Source organism: Kitasatospora sp. NPDC093102, from assembly GCF_040683915.1.
Lineage (GTDB): Bacteria > Actinomycetota > Actinomycetes > Streptomycetales > Streptomycetaceae > Kitasatospora.
In genome coordinates this window covers 279923-293063 of the sequence record NZ_JBFBFA010000006.1, presented here as the reverse complement: position 1 = coordinate 293063, position 13141 = coordinate 279923, and the positions used below count along the sequence as shown (strand labels likewise).

At 73.3% G+C, this 13141-nt stretch carries 12 protein-coding genes; 4 read left to right on the top strand and 8 right to left on the bottom strand.

Annotated elements, in window-relative coordinates:
- The first annotated feature begins 90 nt into the window (after nt 1-90).
- On the top strand, nt 91-474 hold the full coding sequence (locus AB0O11_RS11975; RefSeq protein WP_363384568.1) for a MerR family transcriptional regulator: 384 nt from the start codon (nt 91-93) through the stop codon (nt 472-474).
- Nucleotides 475-700: 226 nt separating this feature from the next.
- The gene (locus tag AB0O11_RS11970) at nt 701-880 is read left to right on the top strand and encodes a hypothetical protein (RefSeq protein ID WP_363384565.1); all 180 of its coding nucleotides are present in this window, start codon (nt 701-703) and stop codon (nt 878-880) included.
- Nucleotides 881-1056: 176 nt separating this feature from the next.
- Here AB0O11_RS11970 and AB0O11_RS11965 read toward each other — a convergent pair whose 3' ends face one another.
- Nucleotides 1057-2790, bottom strand: a complete 1734-nt coding sequence (locus tag AB0O11_RS11965) for a DUF2398 family protein (RefSeq protein WP_363384562.1) — start codon at nt 2788-2790, stop codon at nt 1057-1059.
- A gap of 225 nt (nt 2791-3015) precedes the next feature.
- Between AB0O11_RS11965 and AB0O11_RS11960 the strand changes: the two genes are divergently transcribed.
- Entirely contained in the window at nt 3016-3735 is a 720-nt protein-coding gene (locus tag AB0O11_RS11960) for a lysoplasmalogenase (protein WP_363384559.1), read from the top strand.
- 70 nt (nt 3736-3805) lie between these two features.
- Here the strand turns inward: AB0O11_RS11960 and AB0O11_RS11955 are convergent, their stop codons facing one another.
- The 7 genes from AB0O11_RS11955 to AB0O11_RS11925 all read right to left on the bottom strand — a co-directional run bounded on the left by AB0O11_RS11955 (nt 3806) and on the right by AB0O11_RS11925 (nt 11649).
- A complete protein-coding gene (locus AB0O11_RS11955; RefSeq protein ID WP_363384556.1) occupies nt 3806-4417 on the bottom strand; it encodes a hypothetical protein in 612 nt (203 codons plus the stop codon).
- A gap of 167 nt (nt 4418-4584) precedes the next feature.
- The gene (locus AB0O11_RS11950; protein WP_363384554.1) at nt 4585-5388 is read right to left on the bottom strand and encodes an exodeoxyribonuclease III; all 804 of its coding nucleotides are present in this window, start codon (nt 5386-5388) and stop codon (nt 4585-4587) included.
- Between the two features lie 114 nt (nt 5389-5502).
- A complete protein-coding gene (ggt, locus tag AB0O11_RS11945) occupies nt 5503-7293 on the bottom strand; it encodes a gamma-glutamyltransferase (protein ID WP_363384551.1) in 1791 nt (596 codons plus the stop codon).
- A 214-nt stretch (nt 7294-7507) separates the two neighbouring features.
- Complete coding sequence (locus tag AB0O11_RS11940) at nt 7508-8569, bottom strand: ROK family glucokinase (protein WP_224277674.1); 1062 nt, start codon at nt 8567-8569, stop codon at nt 7508-7510.
- 41 nt (nt 8570-8610) lie between these two features.
- Complete coding sequence (locus tag AB0O11_RS11935; RefSeq protein WP_363384548.1) at nt 8611-9456, bottom strand: ATP-binding cassette domain-containing protein; 846 nt, start codon at nt 9454-9456, stop codon at nt 8611-8613.
- Nucleotides 9457-9586: 130 nt separating this feature from the next.
- Nucleotides 9587-10633, bottom strand: coding sequence for an ABC transporter permease (locus tag AB0O11_RS11930; protein WP_363384545.1), 1047 nt, complete (start codon nt 10631-10633; stop codon nt 9587-9589).
- Nucleotides 10630-11649 carry a sugar ABC transporter substrate-binding protein gene (locus tag AB0O11_RS11925; RefSeq protein WP_363384543.1) on the bottom strand — a complete coding sequence of 340 codons (1020 nt, stop codon included), beginning with the start codon at nt 11647-11649 and terminating at the stop codon, nt 10630-10632. Before AB0O11_RS11925 ends, AB0O11_RS11930 begins: the two co-directional genes overlap by 4 nt.
- Before the next feature lie 311 nt (nt 11650-11960).
- On the opposite strand from AB0O11_RS11925, the gene AB0O11_RS11920 reads away from it, so the two are divergent.
- A complete protein-coding gene (locus tag AB0O11_RS11920; RefSeq protein ID WP_363384541.1) occupies nt 11961-13088 on the top strand; it encodes an alpha/beta hydrolase-fold protein in 1128 nt (375 codons plus the stop codon).
- The last annotated feature ends 53 nt before the right edge of the window (nt 13089-13141 follow it).

Below are 13141 nucleotides of genomic sequence, written 5' to 3'. Positions count from 1 at the left end.
CCGCCCGAACTACGTGACGTGCTGCGGGAGTTCCTCACGGGCTGAGCCGCCATCGGGAACACCCCGGCGGGCGGCGGCGTTCGCCCGGTCATGCGCATCGGAGAACTCTCCCGCCTGACCGGGGTGTCCACCCGCCTGCTCCGCTACTACGAGGAGCAGGGCCTGCTCCGGCCGGACCGCACCGCGGCCGGCTACCGCGAGTACGGCAAGGAGGACACCGTCCGGGTGTGGCAGATCCGCAGCCTGCTCGCGGCCGGCCTGAGCACCCGGATCATCGCCGTGCTGCTGCCCTGCGCCACCGGTCCCGTCCCCGTCCTGGAGGCCTGCCCGCAGCTGCTCGCGACCCTGCGCGACGAACTCGCCGACCTGGACTCCCGGATCGAGGACCTCACCCGCAGCCGCCGGGCGCTCTCCCACTACCTCGCCACCGCGCACGACTCCGGGCACGGCTACGGCGAGGGGCACGCGGCCTGACGAAACGCGGGTCCCGACCCGGCGCCGCCCCCTCCCGACTCCACCCGCCACACCGCCTGCGGGACGCCGTCCGGGCCACCGTGGGCGAGCCGGACACACGCCCCTGACCAGCGCATACGCCCCGTCCGGCGACGGGTGGGCATGCGCGGCCAACCGACGCCCAACCCCCGTCCGGACTTCACCCGCGCGTACCGACCGTTCACACCGCCCTGGAAACCTCCCTCTCATGAACGCCAGCCCTCAGGCGCCCTACCAGGAACCGCGCTTCCCCCTGCCCCAACGGCACCGCCGGCTGCTCGCCGTCACCGCCGTCCTCGCCTCCATCGCCCTCGGCACCCTGGGCGTCGGCGCCACCGTGGAAACCGTCGAACACAATCCCGTCGCCAGCGCCTCCGCCAGCAAGTAACCCCCGCCCCACCCCAGCACCGCGGTCCCCGCTCCGGACCCGGTGCTTCTTGCTTCCCGCCCTGGGGCGGCGGGCCGGACACCGCCCGCTCGCACGGCCGCCCGTGTTCTCGACGCGGGTGAGCGCCCTCCGCTCCGTGCGTCGCCCGGACCGTCCGGACCGCGGCATGGCCCCGGCTACGCCCGCTGCTCCGTGCGGGGGCCGGCCGGGGGCGGGATCAGCGGGCCGGGGCGGGAGTGGCGGCCCCGGCCGGGGGTGGGCTGGAGGTCGGGGGCCGGGGCGTAGCGGGCGGCCGGAGGGCGCAGGCGCCAGGCCGGGGGGCGGGTGGGATGGGGGGTGGGGGCGATCAGGGCAAGGCGGTGGAGCAGGTCGAGGGCGTCGCGCCGCAGGGCGGTGCGGTCGGCGAGGTAGCGGGCGGGCAGGTCGTACTCGTCCGCGATGTCGCCGAGGACGCCGTCTATCAGCGCGTCCGGGATCGGAACGTCGCCGGCCACCGTCTCGCCGGGCAGCGGGCGGACCTCCTCGACCAGCCGCTCGACCAGCAGCAGGGCGGCCTGGGCGAGGGTGCCGGCGCCGGGGAGGGCGAGGTCGGTGAGTTCGGCGGCCGGGTCGAGCAGCGCGACACCCTCGGCCCGCAGTTCGGCCTCCAGGCCGAGGAACTCGGCGAGCGCCGCCGGGCCGCTGAGCCGGTGCTCCTGCAACCAGGCGCGGTGCTCCTCGGGGAGGTCGACGGCCAGGACGGCGGGCGTCTCGGCGAGCAGGCGGCGCACGGCGGTGGCGGGCTCGGCCTCGGCGGCGCGGCGGATCAGGTCCGCGGCGTCGTCGGCGAGGGCGGGCGGTCCGGCCGGGACGGCACGGGCGAGTTCGCGGTCCACGGTCAGCACGAAGGAGTCGTCGGCCGGGTCGGCCGGCAGTTCCCCGAGCACCTGCCAGCCGGCCAGCGCGGCCAGCGCCATGGCGAGGTCGGCCGGTTCGGCGGAGAGTTCGGGAGCGGCGGCGCCCATCGCGTCCAGCAGTCGCCGGTAGCCCAGCTCCTCCGGGGCGTCGACCAACAGGGCCAGCGAGAGAGCGAGTTGAGCGTACCCGCCCGGGGTGAACGGCTCGCCCGTGACGGGGTGTTCGAGGCGGCGGGCGGCGCCGGGGCCGAGACCGGCCTTGCAGAGCCGGGCGTGCCAGGGACCGACCACGAGGCGGTAGCCGAGCAGGGTGTCGAAGCGCTCGGCGAGCCAGTCGCGGTGACGGCGGATCAGCGGGAAGCCGTCGGCGTGCGGGCCGGAGGCGGTGACCAGCGGATGGGCGAGCAACAGCCGTGCGGCGATCCGGCGTTCGGCGGCCGGGAGCTCCTCGCCCGAACGATCCTGTGCGACCACGGGAAGCGGCGTCACCCGCGTGCGCTCGGGCCTGCGGTGCCGGCCCGGCCCGCCCGGCTTGGCGCCTGACCGGACGACGGGCAGCTCGGCGTCGTCGCGCCGGGCGCGGCGCAGGCCGCCCTCGGTGCGGTCCTCACGGGGGCGTACAGGTGTGGCGCAGTGCGCGGTGGGACCGTGCCACCAGCTGACGCCGGGATCGGCGGCGGGTTCGGCGGTGGCGCCGAGGTGGCGCGCCGGATAGAGGCCGAAGGAGGCGGTGCAGAGGTCGTCGGCGGTGCCTGGGGCGGCGACGGCGAACCAGTGGGCCAGGCGCAGCAGCCCCGGGTCGGGCGAGAGCATCACGTCGACGGCCGGACGGTCCGGCACCTGCGAGTCGTCAGCACCACTCCCCGCAGCCGCCCCGGGTTTCCTGTCAGCGGGACCGGCTCCGCGTACGGCGAGGACGGCGGCGGCGGTTCCCCGCCCTGCCCCGCCCTTGCGTCCGTCCGGCCGGCCGGCGGCCACCCGGGTGGCGCCGACCGCGTAGTCCTGCTGATCCATGTCGGGGTCCAGACTAGACGGTGCCCGGGTCACCCGACGGCAGCAACCGCCCCCCTGAGGAACTCTCCGCAAGAGCCCTCGAAGCGGGCGCCCGCGTTCCGCCGGCCGGCCGCCCCGTCATCCACCGCGCCCCACCGGGGTTACGCACCGGTAACCCGCCCTTCCGCCGCCGGTTCGACTCCTCTAGGGTCGGTCCGAAGCAGCGGATCACCGAGAGGCGCACGCATGACTGTCCGTACCACCGCCCGCGTCGGCCTCGGGGCGCGGGTGCGCTCGGCCACCGCCCTGCTGGGCGGCTTCGCGGCCACCTCGGCCGCGCACCTGGGCGCGATCGCCTCCGGAGCCTCGGTGCTCCGGAACGCCACCAAGCCGGCCCTGATGCCGCTGCTGGCCGCCCACAGCGTGGCAGCGGCCAGGGAGGCCGGGCGGGAGGCGCCGAAGCTGCTGGCGCCGGCGCTGATGCTGAGCGCGGGCGGGGACGTGCTGCTCCAGCTGAAGAACGACCCCGCGTTCCTCGCGGGCATGGGCTCCTTCGCGGCGGCGCACGTCTGCTACGTGACGATGTTCGTCAAGCGCGGCGCGCTCACCGACCGCCGCCGGGCCCTGGTCGTCGCGGCCGCGTACGCGACGGCCTGGGTCGCCCTGGTCGGACAGCTCTGGCCGGACCTCGGGGACCTGCGGGTCCCGGTGGCCGGTTACAGCCTGCTGCTCGCCTCGACGGCCGTCACCTCGGCCGGGCTGGGCTGGCGGACCGGGCTGGGCGGGGCGCTGTTCCTGCTCTCCGACACGCTGATCGCCACCCAGCTGGCGAAGTGGCGGGAGCTGCCGGGCCATCAGTTCTGGATCATGGCGACCTATGTGCTGGCCCAGTACCTGCTGGCCGACGGCACCCTCCGGCACCAGGACCGGCTCCACCACGAGGGCGCCGAGCCGCGGACCGCCTGACACGCCGCCGGTCCCGGCGGGTTCCAGCGGCGCAGCACGGGGCGCACATGAGCGCGCGGGGGCGGGGCCGTCAGGCACCGCGCCTCCGCAGCAGCCAGAAGCCGCCGACACCGCCCACGACCAGCGCGAGGCCGCCGGCCAGCTCCGCCGGGTTCGCCGCGACCGAGCCGCCGAGGCCGGTCTGCACGGAGCCGTACGGGACGACCTGCCGGCTGCCGGCGCCGGACTGCCCGAGCGAGCCGGCCCACTCCCCCGCGGCCTCGCCCCACTCGCCGAGGCTCTTGTCCGGGCTCTTGTCCGGGCTCTTGCCGGGGCTCCCGTCGGAGGTGGTGGCGACCGTGACGGTGGTGGCGAACGCGCCGCCGTCCGGACAGGTGCCGTCGACCTTGCTGTCCCCGGCGTGCCGGCCGGCCAGCCGGGCGGAGCCGCTGTGCTTGCCGTCGGCGCCCAGGGTGAGGGTCACCGGACCGCCCTCGAAGGCGTCGGAGCGCGCGGTGATGGTCTTGGCCTCGGGCTTGTCCGACTTCTCGCACGAGACCGTGACCGTCACGGTCCGGCCCGGTGCGGCATGGGACGGGCTGACCGAGGCCGCGCCGTCCCTGGCGGATGCGAGGGGGGCCGTCAGACCGGCCAGCGCCGTCGCGCCGACCAGGGCGGCGGCGGCCGTACGCATGGGGCGCATGCCGGAACCTCCGGGATTCTCGGGCGCAGCCGGGGACTCCCATGTCCGCGTGGTCGATCTACTGCGCCCGGTCATTCACCGACGGTAGGAACCCGCCCCGTGCCCGGCCAGCGCTCACGGCCGTTCGGGTTACGACTCGCCACCCGGCGTGACGCCCGCCGTGCGGCTCACAGGTCGAGGTCCACCACGACCGGCGCATGGTCCGAGGTGCCCTTGCCCTTGCGGGCCTCGCGGTCCACGTAGCTGTCGTTGACGGCGTCGGCGAAGGGCTTGTTGGCGTAGGTGAGGTCGATCCGCATGCCCCGGTTCTTGGGGAAGGCCAGCTGGCGGTAGTCCCAGTAGGTGTAGGGGCGGTCGTACTTGAGCGGGCGGGGCAGCACGTCCTGGAGGCCGATCTCGCCGAGGGCCGCCAGGGCGGCGCGCTCGACCGGGGTGACGTGGGTGAGGCCCTCGAAGGCGGCGGCGTCGAAGACGTCCTCGTCGGTCGGGGCGATGTTGAAGTCCCCGAGGACGGCGAACGGGCGGGAGCCGGCGGCGTCCTCGGTGGCGGCCTTGCGCAGCGCCTCCAGCCACTCCAGCTTGTACTGGTAGTGCGCGTGGCCGACCTCGCGGCCGTTGGGCACGTAGACCGACCAGACCCGGACCGGGCCGCAGGTGGCGGCGATGGCGCGCGGCTCGACCTCGGGCAGCAGGGCGCCGTCGGCGAGGTAGCCGGGCTGGCCGGGCAGGCCGCGCACGACGTCGTCCAGGCCGAGCCGGGAGACGATCGCGACGCCGTTCCAGCGGCCGTTGCCGTGCGCGGCCGTCTCGTAGCCGAGCTCGCGGACCGCCTCGTAGGGGAAGGCCTCGGCCGCGCACTTGAGCTCCTGGAGGCAGAGCACGTCGGGCTTCGCGCTCTCCAGCCACTCCAGGAGCTTGGGCAGCCGCGCGGTGACGGAGTTGATGTTCCAGGTGGCGATGCGGACGGTCACGGCGGGCGGCCTTCCCGGTGGTTCGGTGCGGACGGGCGTACGGACGGGGTGGGCCGCCCCTCGCGAGGGGGACCCACCCCGAACATACCGCCCGGCACCGACAGGCCGGCCCGATCAGCGCGCGGGCCGGACCACCGCGGCCGAGCCGCCGCCGCGCCGCACCGGTTCGGCGGCGGCCACCCAGCGCCCGTCCGGCAGCCGTTCCACGCCGGTGGCGGCACCGATCTCGCCGCCGTTGACGAAGCTGTGCCCGATGCCCTCCAGCGCGGCCCGCTCGGGCAGCGCCAGGAAGGCGGGCTCGGCCTGGGTCGAGGCGCTGTTGCGCTGGCTGGCGCGCGGCGCGGCGATCGCCTGCTCCAGGCTCAGGCCCCGGTCGAGCCGCCCGAGCAGCACCTGGAGGGTGGTGGTGATGATGGTCGCGCCGCCGGGGCTGCCCGTGGCGAGCAGCGGTTCGCCGTCACGCAGCACGATCGTCGGGGACATCGAGGAGCGCGGCCGCTTGCCCGGGCCCGGCAGGTTGGGGTCGGGGACGCCGGGGGCGAGCGGGGTGAAGTCGAAGTCGGTCAGCTCGTTGTTGAGCAGGAAGCCCCGGCCCGGGACGGTGATGCCGCTGCCACCGGTCTGCTCGATGCTGAGCGTGTAGGAGACGATGTTGCCCCAGCGGTCGGCGACCGTCAGGTGGGTGGTGTTGGGGCCCTCGTACGGCTCGGCGACGGCCTGGCCGGTGTCGGCGCAGGGAACCGGGTGGCGCGGGTCGCCGGGTGCGAGCGGGCTGGTGAGCGCGTGGTCTGGGCTGATCAGGCAGGCCCGGGAGGCGGCGTAGCGCTCGGAGAGCAGCTGCCTGGTGGGGACGTCGGTGAAGGCCGGGTCGCCGACCCAGCGGTTGCGGTCGGCGAAGGAGATCCGGGAGGCCTCCAGGAAGTGGTGGTAGTACTGGGTGCTGCTGTACGTCGAGACGTCGCCGCCGTCCTCCAGGATGTTGAGCGTCTCGCCGACGGTGGTGCCGCCGGAGCTGGAGGGGGCCATCGTGTAGACGTCGTAGGCGCCGTGCGAGACGTGCGTGGGCGCCTGGTCGCGGACCCGGTAGCCGGCGAGGTCGGTGGTGTCGACCTTGCCGGGGCGGGCGTTGCGGCCGGAGGCCGGGTCGACCGGCGGATGCTGCACGGTGTTGACGATGTCCCCGGCCAACTCGCCCTGGTAGAACGCCTTGACGCCGTCCTTGGCGAGCAGCCGGTAGGTGGCGGCGAGGTCGGGGTTGCGCAGCACGCTGCCGACCTCGGGGGGCTTGCCGTTCGGCAGGTAGAGCGCGGCGGTGGCCGGGAAGTCCTTGAACCGGGCGGAGTTGTCGGCGGTCTGAGTGCGGAAGGTGCCGTCCACGACGAAGCCGTTGTCGGCGATCCGCTCGGCCGGTTCGAGGTTCTGGGCGAGTGAGCGGGTGCCCCAGTGGCGCAACGCGGCGTCCCAGGTGGCGGGGGTGCCGGGGACTCCGACGGACAGGCCGCTGGTGACGGCGTCGGCGAAGGTCAGCGGTTTGCCCTCCTCCAGGAACAGGCCGGTGTCGGCGGTGCGGCCGGCGGTCTCGCGGCCGTCGATGGTGTGCACCCGGCCGGTGGCGTGGTCGTAGTAGACGAAGTACCCGCCGCCGCCGATGCCGGAGGAGTACGGCTCGGTGACCCCGAGGGCCGCGGCGGCGGCGACGGCCGCGTCCACCGCGTTGCCGCCCTTGCGCAGCACCTCGATCCCGGCGGCGGTGGCGTCGGCGTCGACGGTGGCCACCGCCCCGCCCCAGCCCACCGCCTCCGGCACCTTCGGCGGCGGGGCCGCGGCGCCGGCCGGCCCGGCACCGGACCAGACCAGGGCGGTAACGAGTGACAGCGATGGCGCGAGACGGGTCAGAGCCCTCATCCGAGTCCTCCTGAGTCGACGTCAACTCATCAGTTGTTCCACAGGAGGCATCATCCGACAACCACACCGTGCTTCTACCAATGGGTAATTGACGGGGCGACAGGGGTCTCGGGCACAGCAAACAGCCGACAGATTTCAGATAACAGAGAACGAAATCTGTTATCTGAAATCTGTCGGCTGAATCCTGTTCGCTGAAATCCGTCCGTCGGCGCCGCTACAGCGCGCTGCGCTCCACCCGCCGTCGCTTGATCGTCCGGAAGCGCCGCGCCACCTGCCGGGCGAGGTCGGCGGCGCCGACGAGGCCGGCCTCGTTGCCGAGCGCGGCGTGCACGATGGTGGCCTCCGGGCGGAAGCCGCGCCCGGTGAGGGTGCGGCGGAAGGTGTCCCGGGCCGGCCCGAGCAGCAGGTCACCCGCCTCCGAGACCCCGCCGCCGATCACGAAGCGGCCCGGGTCCAGCGCGGCGGCCAGGTTGGCGATGCCGACGCCGAGCCAGGTGCCGACCTCGTAGAGCAGCTCGGTCGCGGTCGGGTCGCCGTCCTGGGCGGCCTCGGTGACCAGCGGGCCGGTGATGCCCTCGACCACGCCGCCCGCCCGGGCCAGCAGCGGCTGCACCACCGGCGACTCCTCGGCGACCAGCTCGCGCGCGTCGCGCACCAGCGCGTTGCCGGAGGAGTACTGCTCCCAGCAGCCCCGGTTGCCGCACGGACAGCGGTGGCCGCCGGGCAGCACCTGCATGTGCCCGAACTCGCCCGCCAGACCGTACTTGCCGCGGTCCACGTAGCCGTCCCGGACCACCGCGCCACCGATGCCGGTGCCCAGGGTGAGCATCACCATGTGGTCCTCGCCGCGCCCGGCGCCGAAGCGCCACTCGGCCCAGGCGGCCGCGTTGGCGTCGTTCTCCACGATCACCGGGAACCGCAGCCGCTCGCTGAGCGCCTGCTGGAGCGGCTCGTTGCGCCAGTTGAGGTGCGGGGCGAACAGCACGTTGGAGCGGTCGGCGTCGACCCAGCCGGCCGCGCCGATTCCGACGGCGTGGACGTCGTGCCGGTCGGCGAGCTGGAGCACCAGCTCGACGATGACGTCCTCGACCACCGTGGGGCTCTTGCTCTTGTGCGGTGTGTCCGTACGCAGCTTCTCCAGCACCTTGCCCTCGCCGTCCACCACCCCGGCGACCACCTTGGTGCCGCCGATGTCGACGCCGATGGTGGGCAGTCGCAGTATCCCGGCGGGCAGGGCACGGCGGCGGCGCTCGGCGCGCGGGCCGAGGCCGAGCAGGGTGGGCAGGACGGGCGGGCGGGTGCTGCCCTGGGAGCTGGTCACGGCTGCGGACGCTCCTCACGGGGGTCGGAACCACTGGGGTCGGAAACGGAGGGTCGGGCCAGCTCGTGCGAGAGCTCGGCGAGGTCGGAGCCGCCGGCCATCTCGGTGGTGAGCTGTTCGAGGCTGATCTCGGCACGTGGATGGCTGCCCGCCATCCGGCCCCGCTTGAGCAGGGTGAAGTGGTCGCCGACCAGGTACGCGTGGTGCGGGTTGTGGGTGATCAGCACGACCCCGAGCCCGGCGTCGCGGGCGGCGGTGACGTACTTGAGCACCACCCCGGACTGCTTGACGCCGAGCGCGGCGGTGGGCTCGTCCAGGATCAGTACCTTGGCGCCGAAGTGCACCGCGCGGGCGATCGCCACGCACTGGCGCTGCCCACCGGAGAGGGTGCCGATCGGCCGGTCGACGTCGTGCAGGTCGATGCCCATCCGGGCGAGCGCCTCTCGCGTGGTGGCGCGCATCCCGTCGGCGTCCAGCCGCAGGCCGCCCCAACGGCGCATGCCCTGCTCGGAGCCGAGGAAGAAGTTGCGCCAGACCGGCATCAGCGGGACGACCGCGAGGTCCTGGTAGACGGTGGCGATGCCGCGGTCGAGGGCCTGGCGCGGGGAGTCGAGGCGGACCTCCTCGCCCTCCACGGTGTAGCGGCCCTCGTCGTGCTGGTGCAGCCCCGCGATGATCTTGATCAGGGTGGACTTGCCGGCCCCGTTGTCACCGAGCACGCAGCTGATCTCGCCGGCCCGCAGGGTCAGCGAGACGTCCTGGAGCGCCCGGACGGTGCCGTAGCTCTTGCCGACGCCGTCGAGGGAGAGCAGTTCGTCGCCGGTCGGAACCCCGGTCCTCATGCGTCCACCTCGTTCCGCCCGGCGGAGGCGTCCGCCCACGCGCACCTCTTCATGCTTCTCCCCCGGCCTCCGGCCCGGGGGCACCTCCCGGCCGCCAGGCCGGGGGCGGGTGCCCCGGTCCTCCGCTCGCTCATCGCGGCCCCCGTTCGGCCCGGCGCTTGACGTAGGCGTTCAGCAGCGCGGCCAGCAGCAGCATCGCGCCGAGGAAGAACTTGAACCAGTCCGGGTTCCACTGGGCGTAGATGATCCCCTTGCTGGCCATGCCGAAGATCAGCGCGCCGAGCGCGGAGCCGACCACCGAGCCGTAGCCGCCGGTGATCAGGCAGCCACCGATGACGGCCGCGACGATGTAGATCAGTTCGTTGCCGACGCCCTCGCCGGACTGCACGGTGTCGAAGGAGAACAGCAGGTGCTGGCCGAGCACCCAGGCACCGAAGCCGACGCCCAGGTAGAGCACGGTCTTGGTCCGGGCGACCGGCACGCCGACCGCGCGGGCCGCGGCCGCGTCGCCGCCGACCGCGAAGATCCAGTTGCCGAAGCGGGTGCGCAGCAGCACCCAGCTGCCGACCACGAGCAGGCCGAGCCACCACCAGACGGTGGCCTTGATCGCCAGCCCGCCGACGGTCACCTCGGAGGCGAACAGCCAGCGGCAGGAGGCGAAGCCCTCCATGTCGGAGATCGGCTTGGTCGAGACGGTGCCCGAGATCGCCTTGGTGACGCCCAGGTTCGCGCCGGTCAGCATCAGGAACGTGCCGAGCGTGACGATGAAGCTGGGCAGCCCGGTGCGGCCGAGCATCCAGCCGTTGAACCAGCCGACGGCCAGCGTGGTCGCCAGCGAGACCAGCACGCCGACCCAGGTCACCGCGGTGAACTGGTACGAGACCATCGAGGAGGTCAGCGCGGCGGTGGTGACCAGCACGCCGGCCGAGAGGTCGAACTCGCCGCCGATCATCAGGAGCGAGACCGGGACCGCCATGATCCCGATGGTGGAGGCCGCGTACAGCACCGTGCCCAGCGAGGAGACCCGCAGGAAGGGTTCTGCGACCGCGGCGAAGACCACGAAGACCGCGACGGCGGCGATCAGCGAGCCCAGCTCGGGGCGGGCGAGGAGCCGTCGCAGGGCCGCCGGGCGCCCGTCGACCAGGCCGTCCCGGGCGAGGAGGTCGGGGGTGCTCACCTGGTCCCCCTCGCGACGTACTCGGCGAGCGCGTCGGCGTTGTCCTTGGTCAGGATCTGCGGGCCGGTCTCGACGGGCTTGCCGCCGCCGAGCATGTTCAGGTTGTACTTGTACAGCCAGAGCAGGTCGACACCGGTGTAGCCCTGGAGGTAGGGCTGCTGGTCGACGGCGAATCCGACGCTGCCGGACTTGAGCCCGGACACCACCTGCGTGCCCAGGTCGAAGGTGTCCAGCTCGACGCTGCGGTGGGCGTCCTGGACGGCCTGGAGGCCGGTGGCGGCCATCGGGCCGGAGAGGGTGAGCACGGTGTCGATGGCCGGGTCGGCCTGGAGCTTGGCGGAGATCGCGGCACGGGCGTCGGGCATGTCGACGCCGTTGACGTAGAGCACCTGGAAGGCGCCGCCGGCCTTGGACTGGGCACCGGAGCAGCGCTGCTCCTGGCCGACGTTGCCCTGCTCGTGGATCACGCAGAGCACGTTCTTGCGGCCGCGCGAGGCCAGCTCGGTGCCGGCCGCCTGGCCGGCGGTGGCCTCGTCCTGGCCGATGTGGGTGAGCGCGCCGAACTTCTGCGAGTACTCCTGGCCGGAGTTGATGGTGATCACGGGGATGCCGGCGGCCTTGGCCTTGCCGAGGACGTCAGCCATGGCGTCGCCCTTGGCGAGGGTGACCAGCAGGCCGTCGACCTTCTGGTCGATGGCGGCCTGGACGAGCTGGACCTGGTTCTGGGTCTGCGCGTCGTTGGAGTACAGGAAGGTGATGTTGTCCTTGGCGGCGGCCTGCTCGGCGCCCTTGCGCACAGTGTCCCAGAAGGCGTCGCCGGCTCCGGCGTGGGTCACCATGGCGACCTTCCAGCGCGGGGTGGTGACGGCGCTGCCGCCGGCGGCCGCGGCCTTGGCGCGGGCCTCCTCGGCGCGTCTGCCTCCGGTACTGCTGCAACCGGCCGCGGTGACCGCGAGTGCCAGGAGGGCACACACGGGCCAGAAGCGGCGGGACGGGCGAAAGCGGGTGATGCTCATCCCCATAGTCTCCCTGCCCCGGTCTCGCGGGATCGCACCGCCTCGCCCGGCAGCGCGAACGGCCTGGGAGGTAAGGTGCCCCGGGGGACCGTTCCTGGTAGTCCGCTGAGCAGCCCGTCCGGACGACATCCGTTCGGGTGGCAGACTAGGCGCCGATCCGAATGGGGCTCATCACAAGAACGTGATGTTCCTCTCAGGTTCCGCACAGATTCGGACGGCAACCGATCACCGGTCCATCGCCGTCCAATGCCATTGACGTGCGTTCGGGCGAGTGGGGCCCGGGCGGCGTGCGACCCGGATACGAGAACTCGATGGAACTGACAGGTACGCCATTCTTCCTCCTCACCGTCGTCCTGGTACCGGTGTCCATCGCGGTGGCGCTGCTTTTCTGGGGGAAGGTCGGCGGCCCGCAGCCGGTTCGCCATCTCACCCGGATCGTCATGATCATGTTCTGCCAGGTCACGGCCGTCCTGATGGTCTTCGTGATGGTCAACAACGCCAACCTGATCTACGGCAACTGGGACGACCTGCTGGGCACCGGCGACCACGTCCGCGCGGTGCCCGTGGTGGCACCGGTCGACCCGGCCGCCGTTCCGGGCCAGAGCGCTGACGCCGCCAAGGAACCGCCGAAGGTCAAGCAGAGCTTCGGCGGCGTGAACGACCCGCTCGTCCCGGGCGACGTGCAGAAGACCGAGCTCAAGGGACAGGTGTCCGGGGTCGACGGCGAGGTGCTGGTCTGGCTGCCGCCGCAGTACAACGACCCGGCGTTCAAGGACAAGAAGTTCCCCGTGGTCGAGCTGATCCCGGGCTACCCCGGCTCCTCCTCCACCTGGTACGGCACCCTCAAGGTCTCCGAGCAGCTCAAGCCGCTGATGCAGCAGGGCAAGGTCGCGCCGTTCATCCTGGTCTCGCCCCGCACGAAGCTGCTGAACAACCAGGACGCGGGCTGCACCGACATCCCCGGCAAGATCAACGCCGACGCCTGGGTCACCCGCGACGTCCCGCAGATGGTGCTGGACAACTTCCGCGCCGACCCGTCCGCGGACCGCTGGGCGATCGCCGGCTACTCGGCCGGCGCGCACTGCGCGGCCAAGCTGTCGCTGTCCCACCCCAACCGGTACCGGGCCGCCATCGCGATGTCCGGCTACAACGACCCGGCCCAGGAGCCGGACTCCCTGGTCGGCAAGGACGCCAAGCTGCGCGAGGCCAACAACCCGGTCAACATCCTGAAGACCGCCGCGCAGCCGCCGAAGGTCGCCCTGCTGGTCAGCGGCTCCAAGGGGGACGGCTACGAGGACGGCGAGGCGATCCGCGCCGCGGCCAAGGCCCCGACCACCGTCCAGGTGGAGGAGGGCACCGGCCCGCACACCACCGAGCAGTGGAAGAAGATGGTCCCGGGCGCCTTCCAGTGGCTGACCTCGGTCATCCCGGTGCAGTAGCGGACCGGCAGCAGCGGACCGTACGAAGAGGGCCCGCCGCGACCAGTGGTCGC